Raw genomic sequence first — 18,088 nt, 5'->3', positions numbered from 1 at the left:
GTTTCGTCAGGGTCGCCGAGTTTATAGTCTACGTCGTCCAGTTTTGTACCAGGGTCGTTCAGTTTGCCGAATTCGTCGTCCAGTTTCGTCAGGGTCGTCGAGTTTATAGTCTACGTTGTCCAGTTTTGTACCAGGGTCGTTCAGTTTGCCGAATTCGTCGTTCAGTTTCGTCAGGGTCGCCGAGTTTATAGTCTACGTCGTTCAGTCCTCACTAGTCCTTCACTCCAAAGAAAACGTCTCCCGATAATTCGTCGCATCCTTCAACGCCTTTTCCTCCGCTGGAATGCGTACAGTCAGCATCCAGACGTTCAGCAACGAATACAAAACAGCTGTCAAATAAGCACCGAATAACAGGGGCAGGACGAGCAACTCTATACTGACAATCAAATAATTCGGATGACGGATCCACCGATAAGGACCTCGTCGTACAACATCCGCACCCGGCAAGATGATAATTTTCGTATTCCAAAACTTTCCGAGTGAAGCAAGGCACCAAACTCGGGCCGCTTGAGTCAATAAAAAAATGCCAAGCAACACCATCCAAATTGGGGAAAGCGTGCGCCCAAGAACCATGACTTCTAACAGCATGGACACGAAAAAAGTTACATGCATCGCGACCATAATCGGATAATGGGCGGCACCGGCTTCAAACGCTCCCTGGTCAAGCATCCATTTTTCATTGCGTCTCGCGACAAAGAGTTCAATTAATCGCTGCAAGATGACGATTGAAATGACAATAGAAAATAACATTCTCACACTACCTCATTCCCATTTCAATAATAGCAATTCTCCACAAAATCCCGGCCCGAGTGCCGCCATCAGTCCATAGTCACCTGCAACAGGCTCAAGTTCCATGAATTGTTCAAGGACATACAGGATGGTTGGGGAAGACATATTGCCATTTTCGCGTAATACCTGCCGTGAAATAGCCGTTTTGGTTTGATCAAACCCTAATGCATTCTCATACGCTGAGAGCACTTTTTTGCCACCGGGATGCGCGACAAAGTGCGTAATATCATCCTGTGTCAGTCCTTGATTCTCGAGAAATTCATGAACGACTGGTCCAAGCCAATTGGTAATAATCGCGGGAATACTTTTCGAAAAGACGACGTAGAGGCCGTTGTTTTTTACATCCCAGCCCATAACATCCTCGGAATCTGGCATCAGCTTTGAAGCTGTGGCAATGACTGTGGGCGTCGCTTTATTCACCTTCAGCAAAGAACGATCCCCGGTAACCAATGCACACGCAACGCCATCGGAAAATAACGATACGCCGACCAAATTGCTTTTCGAATAATCGTCTTTTTGAAACGTCAAGCTGCATAATTCAACGGATAGCACGAGGACATTCGCTTCCGGAAAAGCGAGGCAATATTCATGGGCTCTACTCATTCCAGCAGCTCCTCCGGCACAACCAAGTCCCCAAATGGGAATCCGCTTCATATCATCGCGAAAATTAATACGATTCATAATGCGAGCATCGATACTTGGCGTTGAAATACCGCTACTTGAAATAAAGAATAGTGCATCAATCATCGACGGTTCGATAGGTGTATCGAGCATGCCATCCCCTTGAAGACAGGACTGAACCGCTTGTACACCAAAGTCGACAGCGTGTTGAATATACAACTGATTGCGCTCTTCAAAGTCATGCGTTTGTCCATACCATTCTAGGGGCATACAGATATTACGCGTCTCCATATCGCCATTTTGAAACACCTTTAACAGCCTTTCGATATCATGATATTTTTCACTGAAAAGAGAGCGGGTCAATTCGACAGCTTGTTCCTGATGGACCCGATGAGGTGGTTTGACAGTGCTAACTGACAGGATTTTTGGCATGAGGACCCTCCGTATTCATTGTCGTAATAACAACTACACTCCAAGGTACGCATAACTTGTACAGAAGATGACAAAGGCACCCCATAGAAACTCGGGATGCCTTTGTATTTGAACGAAAAATATTAGAGAGCCAGATTTAAGACTGTTACTTTTTCGCGTGTCATCGATTCGATACTTTTGCGAATGCCTTGTGCACCCATGCCAGATCCTTTTGTACCGATGAACGGGAAGTGGTCTGGGCCACGTTCCGTGCGCCCATTAATTTGGACAGCACCCGTTTCGATTTGATTGGCAATGGCAAATGCTTTGTCGATGTCTTTGGTAAAAATACTAGCCTGTAAGCCGAATTCGGATGCATTGGAAAAAGCAATCGCTTGTTCATCGGAAGTGACTCGAATGATTGGAAGTGCAGGGCCGAATGGTTCTTCCCATGCGAGGCGCATCTCTTCTGTGACATGATCCAACAGCGTTGGGTGAATCAAATTCCGTTCCCGCTTATTACCTGTCACAACGACGGCACCTTTGTCTATCGCATCATCAATCAAACCTTGCACGAAATTAGCAGACTTGTCATCAATCAATGGAACGATTGTGCTGCCGTTTTCTGGAGAACCGACGACTAACTGCTCAATTTCACCTTTCAAAAGAACGACGAGTTCATCCGCAACACTGTCATGAACGAGGACGCGCTTAATGGCTGTGCAACGTTGCCCAGAGTAAGAAAAGGCACCGCTAATAATTTGTTTAGCTGCCTCTTGTAAATTTGCATCTTGGCGGACAATGCCTGGATCCTTTCCACCGAGTTCGAGGACAAGTGGAACCATTGCCGATTTTTTTGCTAAATGAAGACCTGTGTCAGTACCGCCCGTAAAGGAAATCATATGGATGCCTTTATGCTCGACTAAGTAATCGCCAATTTCCGAACCTTTTCCGGTTACCAAGTTGACAAGACCTTTTGGGAATCCAGCTTGATGAAGGGCTTCAATCATTTTCGTCCCACTAAGAGCCCCTTGTGTCGCTGGTTTGAAAATCACCGCATTACCAGCGATTAATGCTGGTGCAAGCTTGGCAGCAGCTAAGTTAACGGGATAGTTGAAAGGAGCAATGGCCAATACAACGCCGAGGGGTACTCGTTCGACAATGGCAATTTTGGATCTAGACCCTCCTGGAAAACTATCGCCTCTCATGCTTTCCCCATGCATATGAAGGGCTTCTTCCACCGTATAGCGAATAAAATCTGCTGTGCGTGTTACTTCACTTTTAGCATCCTTCAAGCTTTTTCCGACTTCATGCATAATGACTGTTGCAATGTCGTCTTGATTGGCGAGTAAGGCATCGGCCCATTTGTATAAATGGCTGGCGCGTTGTTGAAGGGTAGCTTGTGCCCATTCCTTTTGTGCCGCTTGCGCAAAGTCAATTGCTTCGTCGACCTCTGGTTGCGTAATAGCTTGCACGCTGCCAATTGGCTCATACAGATAAGGCGACGTAATCTCAATTGTTTTACCTGACTTGCTTGTTTTCCATTCCCCATTTATATAAAGCTCACCGGCTAGTAGCGTCAAAGTATTCGTTGTCATAGAAATTCCCCCTTTTTTAATAGTTGGATCACATAACAGAATGAATAATTTGTCGGGACTACATACGTCCCGATAATTCGGATTCAGTCCCATCGTAAGCAAAAAAAAATAGCTACATTCTGTTGATTTCATATTCTAGCAGAGTTTTTTTATTTGCACAATAAATATTTTGATAGTTTATTCAATTCTATATATTCTATTTAATTTGAGAGCGCTTCCAACGGGAGTATGATGCGAATCGTCAAGGATAAATCTTTTTTGTTTAATCTTGAGTATTTCGATGTGTATTTGATTAATTGGGGCGTGGAAGAATAGAGTAATTCAATATCTAGACAAAAAACACCAAGGGATCTGAAATCCCTCGGTGTCGTTGTTAGTCATTGTTCTCTTGAGTCAGCTGCATGCATAGGTGCTTTAAACTTTCTTCAAACTTTACATCGCTTTCTTTTGAACGCTTTTTGGGACCGCGTAGTCTTCCACCGGCCATTCGTACTTTTTGTGCTGTATGACGGGCATACAGTAGCTGGTCAATATTATCATTGGTATACAGTCGTCCGTTTTGATCAATCGGATGTCCTTGTTTGGCAAGGACCATCGCCGCTAGACCGTAATCTTGTGTGACCACAATATCATTTTTTTGTACCCGATTGACAAGCACAAAATCGACGGCATCGGCTCCTTTTGAGACGATTATCGTTTCTGCACCATCGCGATGCATTTCATGTGTCGTATCGCAGATGAGGATACAGCGGAATCCAAATTTACCAGCAATCCGAATCGTTTCATTAACCACGGGACAAGCATCCGCATCGATAAGAATTGTCGCCATTTCAGCAACCTCCCTTTATATTTCTTATGTTAGACTCGAACCACCTAGAACTCATTCTTTACTGTCAGTGGGCAACGTCATTTCCAACGTGGATGCCGCAACAATTTTTGCAACTTGCAGGAGGCGATCTTTACTTAATTTATCGATGGTATCTTCGGGACGATGGTACCATTTCTCCAATGGGGAATAAACCAATAGGGCTGCGTCGATTCCAGCTTCATGGAAGGGCACATGATCGCTTCTACCACCAAAATCGGTGGACAAGCTATCACCGTTTAATGCCTCGTAAGCTTGACTTGCAGGAATTGTGACGGCGTTATTCATGCCGTCGACGGTTTGAATCGCTAACTCTCCTGCATCAGCACTGCCGACCATATCTAGGTTAAACATCGCGACAGAGCGTTTGATTTCATCCTCCGTCATGGCACTGACATACTTTTTGGAGCCGTATAAGCCTTCTTCTTCAGCGCCGAAAAATAAGATGCGCAGTTCTTTCGTTGTGGTGACATCTTTGAACATGCGTGCCAGTTCGAGAACAACGGATGTTCCACTGGCATTGTCACTCGCACCTGGGGCTTGGTCGACTGAATCGTAATGTGCGCCAATGATGACGATGTCAGTGGAGGCATCTTGTTCAGCATCGGGTTGTTTCGTAACCATTATATTTTGTGACTCAGATTGATCCACTCGGGCTCCTTCAATGGTGACAGTTGCCTTTTTGTCCATGTTTTTGGAAATCTTCATATAGTCTTTATGTGATAGGGCTAGTGCTGGAATATAGTCATCAGAATGCTTGCCAAGTGTCCATGTGTCAATGGGATTGTCCTCGGGAAAGTGAATCAAGATTGCCGTAGCACCTGCTTTGGATGCATGGAGGACGAGTTCATAAAAATAAGTGCGTTCGACAGTGACAACGGCGATTTTACCTTGTGCATCAATTTTGTCATAATCCTCCTTCAAACCATGGCCCGCATTAATTAATTCTCCAGTGACTGTACCTGAAACGGAATAGTGAAAGGGGGCAGGCGTAAAGGTACCCTCGAAACCTGCTAGTTGTAAATCGGTTTTCTCCGGCATGACATAGCGTTCAAAAGTAAATGGTTGTACGCCAACGTCATACCCGTAATTCTCTAACTCCTTGATTAAATAAGCAGCAGCTTGTTTCTCAGATTCAGTGCCCGCAACACGTGGCTCTTTTGTTAGTTCTTCAGCCGTTGCATAGATTTTTTCTACGTCCAGTTGATTGACGAGATCGCTTTGGATAGTAGCTAATCCAGGGCCATCAACGACCTGGGTTTTAGGAGCACAAGCCGTTAGCAGTATAGATATGACGAATAGCCATGATACGAACCCTTTTTTATGAAGCACAGAATCCCTCCATTCGATATATGGGAATTATATCACAGCGGTGTGTGGTTTTATGACAAATGGGGGAGGGTATAGTGGTAATAAAGATTTCACTTAATTCAGCAGGGGTTCAACCCCCTGCTGAATTAAGTGAAAGCCTCCAGCGGATGTCACAGGTTTTGAAGGGAGTTAAGAAGGCAACCTAAGTTCGCCGCGTCCTGCGGCAACGGTTGCATGACCAGCGAGGAAGGATGTAGTTCAATCCTTCCCCCGTGCTGGCCTCAAGCTCAATTCAAAATCTGGACGCAATCACGCCGAGGCGTGATTGATTAGAGAGGAGCCAGCTTAATGTTTGAGAAACCAGAAGATGTACGGATGACGCGGGAGGAAATGGAGGAGTATGGACGTAAAATCAATGCAAAGAATGTTGCACTTGAGCATGTTGAGGTGCTAGAGGAAGCACCTGCTTTGGCCGCCAATCAAGTTCCGCCACCAATGACCGAGGAAGAAGTGAAAAAACGTGTGGGTGAGCAGAACTATGCCAACGTGCAAAAGGGAACAACGATGTCTTCGATAAATAGTTGATTGAAGGGAAATCCTTTAGGTTTGTCGAAATAAAGTAGAGTACCTAATTGATGAGTTGGAGGATTTAGCCATGTTTAGAACAGTTGAGGAATTTTTGACAAACTGGGGTTATGAAAGCGGATCGACACAAAAGATTCTGGATGCACTAACGGATGCGTCACTTGCACAGGAAGTGTCACCAGAAGACCGTACGCTTGGCCGAATTGCTTGGCATATTGTTACGACAATCGATGAAATGATATCACAGACAGGGCTTGAATTTGAGGCGGCAAGCCATAAAGCAACTGTTCCAACAACTGCTATTGAAATTGCAGATGCCTATCGTTCATCAAGTGCAGCGATGGTTGCAGCTATGCAAGCGCAATGGACAGATGCAACGTTGAATGACATGAAAGATATGTACGGAGAGCATTGGTCGGTCGCAACGGTCCTCGGTATATTAATCTCTCACCAAACGCATCATCGCGGTCAAATTACTGTACTCATGCGTCAAGCGGGCTTGCGCGTACCAGGTGTATACGGTCCATCACGCGAGGAATGGGCGGATTTTGGCGGAGTAGCACCACTGTAAAAATAACTAACTCACAACTTCCTGGCGCCTGTGGATGCCGGGGAGTTATGGGTGTAATAATACTTTTTTATCAATATTACATGCTTAAGTTAGAACAATCAAGATAGTCGCACTCCTCAGCATTCCCAAAGAATCGGATACCTTCTGCTAGTTCTCCACTTTCCAATAAATTGATTTCTATTCTGAAAAAATTAAATATTTATTTTTTTATACGTTTGTAGTTTTTACATTATATTGCTGTTATAATTCATCTAATTCTCTTTGAAAGGAGAAAAAGGATGAACAATCTTACCTATAAAGAACTTGTTTTCATTAGTTTTATGTTATTTTCCATGTTTTTCGGGGCGGGGAATCTCATCTTTCCAGCATTTTTAGGGCGTTCTGCGGGCATAGAAATGTGGTTGTCGCTCGGCGGATTTATTGTGACGGCTGTCGGGTTACCGATATTAGGGGTGATCGCTGTTGGGAAGGCAGGGAGTCTCCACACGCTATCCACACGTGTACATCCATGGTTTGCTTTGTTATTTCCATTCCTAATTTATATTTCAATAGGACCTGGATTAGCGATTCCAAGGGCTGGTACGATTGCTTATGAAATGGGCATGAAACCTTACCTACCAGATTTTTTAGCAGACAAATCAATGCTATTGTTGTTGTACACAGTGTTATTTTTCGCGATTGTTTTATGGTTAAGTTTATCGCCCTCTAAGCTAGTGGATCGATTTGGTAAAATATTGACGCCTCTTTTATTGATTTTAATAGGCATTATTTTCATCAAAGGCATCATCACGCCGATGGGAGCATTTATGGCTCCAACCGCTAACTATGATGAAAGTCCTTTCTTTCAAGGCTTCTTAGATGGGTATTTAACAATGGATGCACTGGCAGCACTTGTCTACGGGATTGTGGTAGCCAATACGATTCGGACAAAAGGCATTAGTGACTCTTCTTTAATTGCCAAATATACGATGTTGGCCGGGCTCGGAGCAGGTATTTTACTGGCGGTAATTTATTGTATTTTAGGTTATCTGGGTGCTTCTAGCTCTTCAGTGGGGCAAGCCGAGAATGGGGCACAAACCTTAACGATTGTGATGAATGTATTGTTTGGACCTATTGGCACAGTGTTATTGGGATTATTATTTACTTTAGCTTGTTTATGTGTATCGATTGGCTTGATTATTTCATGTAGCCAATACTTTTCCGGCATTTTCCCTGTCCTTGCTTATAAAGGTTGGGCGACAGTGATTGCGCTTGTTAGCTTGACGGTAGCTAATTTAGGGTTGAATCAAATTTTAGCTGTGTCTGTTCCGATATTAGGGATGATTTATCCATTAGCTGTTGTACTCATTGTGCTTGGGTTAGTGAATCATTATGTTAACCATTCCATCTATTTGTCGGCAATGATTTTTACAGGCGTCTTCAGCTTGATTGAAACGATTAATCATACGTTTTTAAAGGATTCGTTAGATGGGGTATTAGAATATTTCCCGCTTTATCAAGAAGGAGTAGGTTGGATACTGCCGGCCGTTTTAGGTGTGATTGTTGGTGCTTTTGTGCATAAGTTGACAATGCCGATGGTAGGTAAATCATAATCGGGGTTAGTAAGTTGTGAGCTTCGCTAATTTGATGCGTCAAAGATCCTGGAATGACGATAACTCTGCCCAATTGATCGATAACTTTCCACTTGTGCTTGTCGAGGGATAGAAAATAGTCTTTTGGTGATAGTTAAAGCTAGGGCTGTTCAAGAAGTTAGCGAATACTGACTTTCTGGACAGCCCCTTCTTACGCTCTGCTGTTAAAGTTATGAGACTGTAATGCGTCCATTATCTGACTTCAATCGAATCGTATGCTCGCCTGCCCCAATGACTGTGCGTGAATTACGCTCGCCAAACACATCGATTTTCCCATGGCCCGTTTTCGCTAGAATGGTAACGTTTGTTGGCTTGCTTGAAGATTGAATGACGATGCTTCCATTATCTGTCCGAAAATCAAGCGCACGGTCAAGTGTATCCGTTTGAAGCGTAATGCGCCCATTATCCGTAGTGCCCACAATGGAACCCGTGACATGTTCAAGCTCGATGCGCCCGTTATCGGACTCGACGCCTATGCTTTCCGCCTCAACATGACGCATCTCGATACGTCCGTTATCTGTTTTCATCCGCATATGATCAGCTTGCACTTTATCCATTTCAATGCGCCCATTATCCGTTTCAGCAATCAACGTCGTAGCAGCAATTTCGCTAAGCTGAATTCTGCCGTTGTCCGTGTTGACATCCATCTTTTTAGCAAGTAGCTTCTCTACAGAAATACGTCCATTATCCGTTTTCATCGCAAATGATTGATAGAGCTTCTTGGGAATAAACACGTTAAGTGTCACCGCCTTCATATTAAAATTGAACATGAATAACCAGTGGCTGATACTTTTCAAACGCACAACCAACGTATCATTAACAACTTCCGCAGTCAGCTGTAATTTGTCAGTGGCACCGACCAGTTCGACGGTTGTTATCGAATTATGAGAAGGTCTCACAATGAGTGCGCCGTGTTGGACATTGATAGCAACATTCGTAAATCGATCATCTTGAATGGTAATGACTTTATTGGAAGAAGCTATATCTACCTTATTCTCCTCAAATGAGTAGGACCCAAGTAATTCCTCGGCAATTTGTGCTGGAGAACCTAAAGAAGCCGCAATGACACTTTCTGTTTTGCCATCACCGCGACCATCTGTAAAATATTCGCGAATATCTTGAAGTATATCGTTGCGTTCCTCAGCTGGTAGTTGGTTCAAAGCTGTTTCCAGTTCACTAATAAATTGGTTTTCAGTCATTGTGTACACTCTCCTCGATTAATGTATTAACTCCATCCGTGAAGTTTTTCCATTCCGCTAACTGTTCGTGCAAATACTGACGACCAGCATCGGTCAACCTATAATATTTACGGGGAGGACCTTCCGTCGATTCTTGCAAATACGTCGTAAAATAGCCTTCCTTCGTCAATCGCCGAAGCAGGGGATACACTGAGCCTTCAGAAATAGCAATCTGATCAGAAATCTTCTGCACAAGCTCATAGCCGTAGCGATCTTGCTTATCCAAAAGAACAAGCACACATAAGTTCAATACACCTTTTTTAAATTGTACATTCATTCAACATACGCTCCTTTCACTAGTAGCCAATGAACAGTACTACCTCATGCGAAGTACTTGATGACAACAATATATCACATGGTATTATTCATTGCAAGGTACTGCTGTTGCAAATTCTGAACTATTGAAAAAATGTTGAACGTAAGTATGTGTGCTATTATTAGGGCAAAGCTAGTGTGAAAATACAACAAATCATAGGAGGTTTTTGGATGAATAATAATGATATATTAATCCGATTAAGATATGCGTTTGATATAAAAGATATAGGTATGGTAGATATTTTTAAACTGGGCGGTATTGAGGTAACGAAAGAAGAAGTACAAATGATGCTGAAAAAATCAGATGAAGATGAAGTGGGTATGGCATGTAGTAATGGTATGCTGGATTCGTTTTTAAATGGCTTTATTATTTTTAAACGTGGGAAGCAAGAACCGAAGCCTGGACAAGCTGAAAAGCCAACAGTGGCTATAAAAAATAATGAAAATGTGAATAATATCGTTTTAAAGAAAGTAAAAATAGCACTGGCCTTAACAAGTGAGGACATACTTGCGATATTGGAAGAAGCGGGTATCACTATTACAAAAGGTGAATTGGGAGCTGTGTTACGAAAAGAAGGTCATAAGAATTATAAAGAGTGCGGCGATCGCTATGTTCGGAATTTCTTAAAGGGATTGGCTTTGAGATATAGAGAATAAGGTCGTGTGCATAATACCGCCCTCAATTAGTAATTGACTTTACTAATTGAGGGCGGTATTTATTTTAACTTACTCATACAAAGTGCTTCAAAGCCTCTCGCTTGCTAAGCGGTTTTAACGAATGCTCCGCCACAAACTCTTTCACAATATCCGGATTGGTCTTGGCATACTCCCGTAACGTCCAGCCAATCGCTTTCTGGATGAAAAACTCCTTTGAATCTGTATGTTGTTTGATAATCGTGAATAATAGCTCTACATCTGTTTGCTGTTTGAATTTTAATTGGTGAAGAATTGCTGAACGGTTTATCCACATATTGTTTGACTGCGACCATTTTAGCATGATTTTATCGCCGTATGTACGATCCATTTTCACGAGTTGTCCCACAAAATGAGGCGCAATGGAATCGACGCTATCCCACCATGACTTTGTTTCAATCAACAGTTGTAAAACGGGGAAATCATCCGGCGTCAAATGCTTTTTCATCTTATCAATCAAAGCAATCGCCGCATATTGATATTCGCGCTCCGGCAAGTTATACAACTTCCACACTTCTTCAAAAAGCTGCTCAGGCTCCGGCAATGCATATTCCGCAAAATGCTCTTTTAATAGTTGTTTACGAAGGGGACTTTTGATGCCGAGAAAAGGAAAATGGCTTTTCATATAGGCAACCATTGGTCCAGCTAGTTCCTCATTACGATTCGCTTCAAATTTCTCGATAATTCCTTGATGATTCCATGTTTTTTTCAACGCATTCATCTCCCGCAAAGGTTTAGTAAGAAAAGTGTAACATAACAATACTATTTTTATTGACAATAAAAACGTTTCGGAACCCAATAACGGACACTACATATACTAAAGAAGCACATAAACCTAAGAGGGTGGGAATTATAATGTATCCACGTAAAAGGGACATAAAATACGGTCATCACTATCGAAAGAAACGGCCTAATGTTCTTTTTGTCATGGTCGATCAAGAACGATTTCCGACGGTCTATGAAACAAAGGAATTATTGGAGTGGCGGAAAAAGAATTTAGTAGCCCATGAATTATTACGAAAGAACGGTATGGAATTTACCAATCATTATGTGGGTAGTACTGCTTGTTCGCCAAGTAGAACGACATTGTATACAGGACAATATCCTTCGCTTCATGGAGTGACACAAACCCCAGGTGCTGCCAAGCAGTCCTTTGATGCAGATCAATTTTGGCTTGATCCCAATACTGTTCCTACGATGGGGGATTATTTTCGGGCGGCAGGCTATGATACTTACTGGAAAGGGAAGTGGCACGCATCAGATGAAGATCTGTTGATTCCCGGTACAAAAAATGCCTATTCAAGTTATAATCCTACAACTGGTGTTCCTGATAAGGCGAAGGAACGGCTATATGACAAAGCGAATAGGCTTGACTCGTTTGGTTTTTCTGATTGGATTGGGCCGGATCCTCATGGTGCAGATCCGCGAAATTCAGGTTCGTCCGCCAGTATCGGTACGACTGGTCGTGACGAGGTGTATGCTGCTGAAGTTGTAGAGCTTATCAAAAACTTAGATGAACATGCCAATTGCGATGATACACCTTGGTTTATCATGTGTTCTTTAGTTAATCCTCATGATATTGCGTTATATGGGATATTCTCAGCACTTTCCCCTCAATACAACTTTGAGGTCGATCCAACGCTGCCATACATTCCACCTGCTCCAACTGTTAGAGAGTCGCTTGTAACAAAACCTTCCGTTCAGGAAAGCTATCGCGAAACGTATCCTAAAATATTACAGCCAATCATCGACAACAATTTTTATCGCCAATTGTATTACAGTTTAATGAAAAAAGCGGACGGGGAAATGCTTAAAGTTTTAAAGACTCTTCAACAATCCAGTTTCTATAACAATACGATTGTTGTATTCACTGCGGATCATGGCGAGCAACTGGGCGCGCACGGCGGTCTCTATCAAAAATGGTATACGATGTATGAGGAATCCATTCATGTCCCCTTCATTATTCATAATCCCCTTCTATTTCCAACACCTAAATCGACAAATATGTTGACGAGTCATGTTGACATTCTACCAACATTACTAGACCTAACGGGTATCCATGAACAGAATATCCAAGCAAAACTATCAAAAAGTCATAATGAAGTACATCCGTTAGTTGGTAAAAATATAAAACCGTTACTATGTGGACAAGATCAGTTTTTGGGGGCAAATGAACCGCTTTATTTCATGACGGATGACGACATTTCAAAGGGGTTACATCAAACGAATCAGATCACAGGTAAACCATACGACTCAGTTGTCCAACCGAGCCATATTGAAGCGGTCATTACAAAGCTTGAAACAGGCCAATCGAATGAACAAGAGATTTGGAAATTTGCCCGCTATTACGATAATCCTCAATTTTGGAGTAACCCGGGCGTTAGTGATACGGTCACAACGGAACAAGACGGCAACTGTGTGACAACGACAAAAACGCAACCCGTACCGGACCAATTTGAACTATACAATTTGACAAAAGATCCACTGGAAGAAAACAATTTAGCCGACCCCTCATTGGCAACAGAAGAGTCAGCCATCGTTCAATGCAAATTGGAAAAATTGCTTTTCGAGCAATGTAAGGAAAAAAGATTGGAACCAACAAGTGGGGACATTCCTGGAATGCCACCTTGTTGGTCTGATGGCGAATAAATAACTAGGTGCCAGTAGTCGACAACTGGCATTTTTTTAATGATTAAGCACTATCGCTGGAGTTGCAATTAAAATGCTAAAGTTGCAATTAAAAGCGTGGAGTTGCAATTAGAATCGCGAAGTTGCAATTAAAAGCGAGAAATGGTAATTAGAATCCTCGTGTTGCAATTTCGAGGGAAGGCTTCGATTGAATGAGTGACACTGTTACTCAAATAAATATGAAACTATTCAAACTTTCGAAACGTAGAACATAATAAGGTGGGCAGCGGAATGACTAGAGAAGGAAGTGCAGGGAAATGATCGTGAAAATACAGCCAATCGCACAACAGTTAGCTAGGTGGATTGACAAGTATGTGCTAGAAAAAAGATTTTTCCTTTGGAGTGATATGAATGGATAGTAGCTATTTCGTCGGCTGGGGAACACTGGCATTAATCAACGCGGGACTAGCGCAAGGCAAAAATAGAAGTGGCTTCAATTGGTTTCTTCTTTCATTATTATTAGGGCCTTTCGCAACGTTTTGTCTCCTACTTTCAGATAAAAGATAATTCACGCTACTGGGCCTCTTTATGGTAAACTATTTCTAGAGTCGAAATAAAAGCATCTAGGGGGAAGCTATATGTCTATTGAAGTGAAAATTATATTTGCTAACGATCCAATCGTTGCAAACAGTGGGGCAATCAAGCAATTTGTTGCGAACCAAACAGCAGGCCATAGTTCTGTTTTAATCGGAGAAACACATTATATCGTCGTGAAAGAATGTGCAGATGCAACACTTGAAAAAGTTCGTGCAACAGCAGGGAATATTGCGCGCGATGTCAGCGCGCAAAAAATCGACACGGCAGTTATGGAAGAAGGGATCTTAACGACTGCATTTGCCAACCTCGATAAAGGCGCTGTCATCACAGCATTTGTGGAAGGATGGAAGCTTGGCGCATACCAGTTCGTCACGTATAAATCGGACGTCACTGCTTTCCAAACAACACTTGACGTAACAGGAGACGAAGCGCAAGTGTTTGTAGAAGCAGGTCAAATCCGTGCGGCAGCAACTGCTTTGTCACGTGATTTGATGAATGAATTATCCAATGTTTTAAATCCAGAAACATTCCCAGAAGTATTGAAGACCAACTTTGAAGGTACTGGCGTTGAAGTGAATGTGCTGGATAAAGACAAGCTTGAAGAAATGGGCATGAACGGTGTCTTAACAGTTGGACGTGGAAGTATGTACAAGCCTGCTTTTGTTGAACTTGTCTACAAAGGTGACGCATCGAAGCCACTTGTTGCACTTGTTGGAAAAGGTGTGACATTCGATACGGGTGGTATTAGCTTGAAGAGTGGTAAAGATTTGAGTGATATGCGCATGGATATGGGTGGTGCTGCTGCGGTTGTTGGAGCTTTTGACTTACTGGCAAAATCAAAAGCACCCGTGAACGTCGTTGCACTTATTCCAATGGTGGAAAATAACATCGATCACACATCCGTCCTACCAGGTGAAGTGATTACGTATAAAAACGGATTGACAGTCCAAGTGGGTAATACGGACGCAGAAGGCCGCCTCATTTTAGCAGATGCGCTTATACGTGCAGGTGAATGGAAAGCGGAATACATCGTCAATATCGCAACATTAACGGGAGCAATCTGTAACGCGCTCGGTCTAGAACTGGCTGGTGTCTTTGGGGATGAAAAACTTTCTGCTGACATGAAGAAAATCGGTGATATCAACGGAGATTTCATCTGGCCAATGCCACTATTTGAAGCTTACGACAAATCACTAGATAGCGATTACGCGGACATGAACAATATTAGTTCATTATCAGAAGCAGGTTCTATCACGGCCGCTCTATTCCTTCGCCGATTCGTGCCAAAAGACAGCAAATGGCTGCATGTTGACATGGCCGGTCCAATGGAAAAAAGCAGTGCGACAGGCTACTACGCGAAATCAGCAACAGGCTATGGTGCCCGATTGTTAGCTGACTTTACAACACATGTTTCGAAATAATCAAGGAAGTACTCAGCATAAAACCTGAGTACTTTTTTTTATAAGCATCCATTGTGAAAGTAATTAGATACCTGTATACTGGTTGCTTTTAACATTACAAAAGTATGAAAAGGGTGGTACTCTTTAAATAGTCGGAAATTCTTTATAACTCGTTATGAATGAACGAATTATAGGGAAATGATAAATCATATTTAAAAAGAGGGAATATATGATCAAAACATTACGATTCTGGATCATGCTTCTAATATCATTCGCGATGATTGGGATACTTAGTATCACGTTATTTTCTGGATATTTTGTAACAAAGGAAAATTTAACGAATAATACATTAGAAATGAATAGAGTCTATTCAATGAAATTAGCCAGGCTCACGGAAGAGGTATTTAATGGGATGCAGAGTAATCTGCAAGTTAAAGCATCCGATATAGCTGGTAACATAAATGATGCGGAAAAACTAACAAAAAAACTGAGTGACTTAATCACGAGCAGTAAAAACTTTAATTCACTCTCAGTTGTCAATCGAAACGGCGTAGTACTTGCCACTTCACCTGAACTCGGCATAGTTGGACAAACTTTAGAAACTCCTGGACCCAAAGAAGCACTCTATGTAAGAAAACCCCTCATCTCCGCACCTTATAAAGCTGCAACTGGAAGGCTACTTATTTTAGTCTCCACCCCATTGTGGAATGAAAAAAATGAATACCTTGGCTTTTTGGCTGGAACAATTTATTTACAAGAAGACAATATTATCCAAAATATTCTTGATGAACATTTCTCCTTGGACGGATCTTATGTTTGGGTAGTGGATAAACGGGGGATGTTGATTTATCATCCAGACGCTGAAAGGATTGGCAAATCAGTCGTTAAAAATGAGGTTGCACAAAAAGTATTGAGGCGTGATAGTGGCGCGCAAAAAGTTACGAACTTTGAAGGTAAGGAATTTCTAGCCGGCTACACATTCGTTAAGTCAAGCAAGTGGGGAGTTGTTTCCCAAACACCTTACGCGGTAAGCATTGCACCCTTGGCGGGGTTGGTCAACAAAATGTTGCTTTATGCCTTGCCGTTTGTCTTATTCTTTTTCTTTTTGACTATCATTCTAACTGAGAGATTATCATCTCCCTTGCGCAAATTGGCGATGTACTCAGTAGAGCTAAAAGAAAAGGGCGGATTAAGTGAAGAAGTCGATATTCCAACATGGTATTATGAGGCTAAGCAGTTGACTGAAACCATTCATGAGTATGCAAAGAAACAGGAACAGACAGTCAAAGATTTTAAGGAACGCTCCTATACAGATGCACTTACCGGACTGAGGAATCGTAGATACGGAGAAGAAGTCCTAGCAAAGTGGATCACGGCAAAGAAACAGTTTTCAATGATTATGATTGATATCGATCATTTTAAAAGAGTCAATGACACGTACGGCCATCAAGTCGGAGACGATGTTCTTAAGTTTCTTGCTGGAAAAATGAACGAAGTCGTTCGGGAAGCCGATGTATGTGTTAGATTAGGTGGAGAAGAATTCATTATTCTGCTCGTTAAAACAGATATTAAGGAAGCCGTGATGATTGCGGAAAGGCTACGCATAAATGTCTCTTCGACGTTATGTCCTACGAATGAGTATTTGACGATTTCATCAGGGATTGGCGTTTACAATGATCATACTGAATCAATAGAGGACTTATTCAACAGAGTAGATGTGGCCTTATATCGGGCTAAAATGGAAGGAAGAAATAGAGTCGTTCAATCATAAAAAGAAGACCTCACTACTTTTCGTGAGGTCTTCTTTCTAATTACTTTCATCAAGTACTTCCGTTATATAAAATCGCTTTCCACACAAAGAGAACCTCGTGTAGGAGGCGATCTTTTATTCACAAATCAATACCTGCCTTGAAAACGTACCTTTTCTCGCGACACAACGATCGACGATGTGAAAACCTGCTTCTTCAATCATATGGTCAATGGTATCAATGGTGACAATAACAACTTTCTTCGTGAAACGGCGTGCTTCTTTAATAATAGCAAGCTGTTCCTCAGCTGTAATATGGGTGAATAAATTATAAGGCATATCAATAATTGTCACATCGTAGTTGTCAGTAACCTCGGCGATTGGCCCGACAGCTACATCACCTGACAGTCCGAAGTGAGCAATGTTTTTTCGAGATCCTAACACGACCCGTCGGTTAATATCCCGACCGACGATATTAATGCCCATTGACAATGCCTCTACCAACACTGTTCCAATACCGCAACAAGGATCGATGGCTCGAATTCCTTCTGGATGTGGCACTGCAATATTGGCAACCGCCCTCGCAACGCGCGTGCTCAATGCTGTCGAATACATATGCGGTTTTTGCTGGTGATGAAACCAGATGTTATCACTCATCATCAGTTTGCCAAAATACCACTTGCCGTCTAATGTGACGAAGCCAAATACTGTTTCAGGCGAATCTAAATCAGGTTCACCGCTTATACCTAAGCCAATCTGACGTTCAAGCTTCCGTCGCTCTGAATGCCCAATCTTATCCGTGGCACCTAATTCAGTTGTATTCAAGCAAACTACTTTAAATGTAGAGTCGCCCAAATCTACTTGTTCAGCTTGTGTCGTAATCTGTTCAAAAAAATCGCCCTCATAGAGGACTTCAAGCCGCTCATTCATAAATGGACTGCGACTTGGGTCAATCTCTATTGTACTTTTCAGGACGTTTGAAGGGGTATCGATTCCGAAAAACGCTCGCATTTCCATACGACACAAATCATGTTCATCCTTATGTCGTATATAGGTGTAAATAAATTCTTTGTCCCTCAATCAATTCC

General features: G+C 42.3%; 16 protein-coding genes. 7 read left to right on the top strand and 9 right to left on the bottom strand.

Annotated elements, in window-relative coordinates; genetic code table 11:
• Nucleotides 1–219 precede the first annotated feature (219 nt).
• From R2B72_RS10075 to R2B72_RS10055, 5 genes are all read right to left on the bottom strand, one after another.
• Nucleotides 220–750, bottom strand: a complete 531-nt coding sequence (locus R2B72_RS10075; protein ID WP_318616377.1) for an isoprenylcysteine carboxyl methyltransferase family protein — start codon at nucleotides 748–750, stop codon at nucleotides 220–222.
• A 12-nt stretch (nucleotides 751–762) separates the two neighbouring features.
• Nucleotides 763–1,842 carry a type III polyketide synthase gene (locus R2B72_RS10070; RefSeq protein WP_318616376.1) on the bottom strand — a complete coding sequence of 360 codons (1,080 nt, stop codon included), beginning with the start codon at nucleotides 1,840–1,842 and terminating at the stop codon, nucleotides 763–765.
• 122 nt (nucleotides 1,843–1,964) lie between these two features.
• On the bottom strand, nucleotides 1,965–3,419 hold the full coding sequence (locus tag R2B72_RS10065) for an NADP-dependent glyceraldehyde-3-phosphate dehydrogenase (RefSeq protein ID WP_318616375.1): 1,455 nt from the start codon (nucleotides 3,417–3,419) through the stop codon (nucleotides 1,965–1,967).
• A 373-nt stretch (nucleotides 3,420–3,792) separates the two neighbouring features.
• Nucleotides 3,793–4,248 (bottom strand): YaiI/YqxD family protein, encoded by a 456-nt coding sequence (locus R2B72_RS10060; RefSeq protein ID WP_318616374.1) that lies wholly within the window; start codon nucleotides 4,246–4,248, stop codon nucleotides 3,793–3,795.
• A gap of 51 nt (nucleotides 4,249–4,299) precedes the next feature.
• Nucleotides 4,300–5,616, bottom strand: a complete 1,317-nt coding sequence (locus R2B72_RS10055) for a M28 family peptidase (protein WP_318616373.1) — start codon at nucleotides 5,614–5,616, stop codon at nucleotides 4,300–4,302.
• A 327-nt stretch (nucleotides 5,617–5,943) separates the two neighbouring features.
• Between R2B72_RS10055 and R2B72_RS10050 the strand changes: the two genes are divergently transcribed.
• The 3 genes from R2B72_RS10050 (at nucleotide 5,944) to brnQ (ending at nucleotide 8,343) form a co-directional block, all read left to right on the top strand.
• Nucleotides 5,944–6,180, top strand: a complete 237-nt coding sequence (locus R2B72_RS10050; RefSeq protein WP_318616372.1) for a hypothetical protein — start codon at nucleotides 5,944–5,946, stop codon at nucleotides 6,178–6,180.
• A gap of 70 nt (nucleotides 6,181–6,250) precedes the next feature.
• On the top strand, nucleotides 6,251–6,751 hold the full coding sequence (locus R2B72_RS10045; RefSeq protein ID WP_318616371.1) for a DinB family protein: 501 nt from the start codon (nucleotides 6,251–6,253) through the stop codon (nucleotides 6,749–6,751).
• A 278-nt stretch (nucleotides 6,752–7,029) separates the two neighbouring features.
• Nucleotides 7,030–8,343 (top strand): branched-chain amino acid transport system II carrier protein, encoded by a 1,314-nt coding sequence (brnQ, locus tag R2B72_RS10040; RefSeq protein WP_318616370.1) that lies wholly within the window; start codon nucleotides 7,030–7,032, stop codon nucleotides 8,341–8,343.
• A 209-nt stretch (nucleotides 8,344–8,552) separates the two neighbouring features.
• Here brnQ and R2B72_RS10035 read toward each other — a convergent pair whose 3' ends face one another.
• Together R2B72_RS10035 and R2B72_RS10030 are read right to left on the bottom strand one after the other, a co-directional pair.
• The gene (locus tag R2B72_RS10035; protein ID WP_318616369.1) at nucleotides 8,553–9,581 is read right to left on the bottom strand and encodes a DUF4097 family beta strand repeat-containing protein; all 1,029 of its coding nucleotides are present in this window, start codon (nucleotides 9,579–9,581) and stop codon (nucleotides 8,553–8,555) included.
• Nucleotides 9,574–9,897 carry a PadR family transcriptional regulator gene (locus tag R2B72_RS10030; protein ID WP_318616368.1) on the bottom strand — a complete coding sequence of 108 codons (324 nt, stop codon included), beginning with the start codon at nucleotides 9,895–9,897 and terminating at the stop codon, nucleotides 9,574–9,576. Before R2B72_RS10030 ends, R2B72_RS10035 begins: the two co-directional genes overlap by 8 nt.
• Nucleotides 9,898–10,106: 209 nt before the next feature.
• Here R2B72_RS10030 and R2B72_RS10025 point away from each other — a divergent pair, with 209 nt between their 5' ends.
• A complete protein-coding gene (locus tag R2B72_RS10025) occupies nucleotides 10,107–10,592 on the top strand; it encodes a DUF1456 family protein (protein ID WP_318616367.1) in 486 nt (161 codons plus the stop codon).
• A gap of 73 nt (nucleotides 10,593–10,665) precedes the next feature.
• On the opposite strand, the gene R2B72_RS10020 is transcribed toward R2B72_RS10025, so the two are convergent.
• On the bottom strand, nucleotides 10,666–11,349 hold the full coding sequence (locus R2B72_RS10020) for a DNA alkylation repair protein (protein WP_318616366.1): 684 nt from the start codon (nucleotides 11,347–11,349) through the stop codon (nucleotides 10,666–10,668).
• 134 nt (nucleotides 11,350–11,483) lie between these two features.
• Between R2B72_RS10020 and R2B72_RS10015 the strand changes: the two genes are divergently transcribed.
• From R2B72_RS10015 to R2B72_RS10005, 3 genes are all read left to right on the top strand, one after another.
• Nucleotides 11,484–13,277, top strand: a complete 1,794-nt coding sequence (locus tag R2B72_RS10015; RefSeq protein WP_318616365.1) for a sulfatase-like hydrolase/transferase — start codon at nucleotides 11,484–11,486, stop codon at nucleotides 13,275–13,277.
• A gap of 617 nt (nucleotides 13,278–13,894) precedes the next feature.
• A complete protein-coding gene (locus R2B72_RS10010) occupies nucleotides 13,895–15,274 on the top strand; it encodes a leucyl aminopeptidase family protein (RefSeq protein ID WP_318616364.1) in 1,380 nt (459 codons plus the stop codon).
• A gap of 208 nt (nucleotides 15,275–15,482) precedes the next feature.
• Nucleotides 15,483–17,024: a sensor domain-containing diguanylate cyclase gene (locus R2B72_RS10005; RefSeq protein ID WP_318616363.1), complete on the top strand. Its 1,542-nt coding sequence runs from the start codon at nucleotides 15,483–15,485 to the stop codon at nucleotides 17,022–17,024.
• Between the two features lie 114 nt (nucleotides 17,025–17,138).
• On the opposite strand, the gene R2B72_RS10000 is transcribed toward R2B72_RS10005, so the two are convergent.
• Nucleotides 17,139–18,080: an RNA methyltransferase gene (locus R2B72_RS10000; RefSeq protein WP_318616362.1), complete on the bottom strand. Its 942-nt coding sequence runs from the start codon at nucleotides 18,078–18,080 to the stop codon at nucleotides 17,139–17,141.
• Nucleotides 18,081–18,088: the final 8 nt, after the last annotated feature.

Origin of the sequence: Sporosarcina sp. YIM B06819, assembly GCF_033485175.1 — a bacterium.
Lineage (GTDB): Bacteria > Bacillota > Bacilli > Bacillales_A > Planococcaceae > Sporosarcina.
This window is presented reverse-complemented; position numbering and strand designations above follow the sequence as displayed.

Bases quoted from the DNA above. Each gene is read 5' to 3' on its own strand.
- R2B72_RS10050 (WP_318616372.1), top strand. From the start codon at position 5,944: ATGTTTGAGAAACCAGAAGATGTACGGATGACGCGGGAGGAAATGGAG.
- R2B72_RS10035 (WP_318616369.1), bottom strand. From the start codon at position 9,581: ATGACTGAAAACCAATTTATTAGTGAACTGGAAACAGCTTTGAACCAA.
- R2B72_RS10010 (WP_318616364.1), top strand. From the start codon at position 13,895: ATGTCTATTGAAGTGAAAATTATATTTGCTAACGATCCAATCGTTGCA.
- R2B72_RS10015 (WP_318616365.1), top strand. From the start codon at position 11,484: ATGTATCCACGTAAAAGGGACATAAAATACGGTCATCACTATCGAAAG.
- R2B72_RS10075 (WP_318616377.1), bottom strand. From the start codon at position 750: ATGTTATTTTCTATTGTCATTTCAATCGTCATCTTGCAGCGATTAATT.
- R2B72_RS10060 (WP_318616374.1), bottom strand. From the start codon at position 4,248: ATGGCGACAATTCTTATCGATGCGGATGCTTGTCCCGTGGTTAATGAA.
- R2B72_RS10025 (WP_318616367.1), top strand. From the start codon at position 10,107: ATGAATAATAATGATATATTAATCCGATTAAGATATGCGTTTGATATA.
- R2B72_RS10045 (WP_318616371.1), top strand. From the start codon at position 6,251: ATGTTTAGAACAGTTGAGGAATTTTTGACAAACTGGGGTTATGAAAGC.
- R2B72_RS10005 (WP_318616363.1), top strand. From the start codon at position 15,483: ATGATCAAAACATTACGATTCTGGATCATGCTTCTAATATCATTCGCG.
- R2B72_RS10020 (WP_318616366.1), bottom strand. From the start codon at position 11,349: ATGAATGCGTTGAAAAAAACATGGAATCATCAAGGAATTATCGAGAAA.
- R2B72_RS10070 (WP_318616376.1), bottom strand. From the start codon at position 1,842: ATGCCAAAAATCCTGTCAGTTAGCACTGTCAAACCACCTCATCGGGTC.
- R2B72_RS10030 (WP_318616368.1), bottom strand. From the start codon at position 9,897: ATGAATGTACAATTTAAAAAAGGTGTATTGAACTTATGTGTGCTTGTT.
- R2B72_RS10065 (WP_318616375.1), bottom strand. From the start codon at position 3,419: ATGACAACGAATACTTTGACGCTACTAGCCGGTGAGCTTTATATAAAT.
- brnQ (WP_318616370.1), top strand. From the start codon at position 7,030: ATGAACAATCTTACCTATAAAGAACTTGTTTTCATTAGTTTTATGTTA.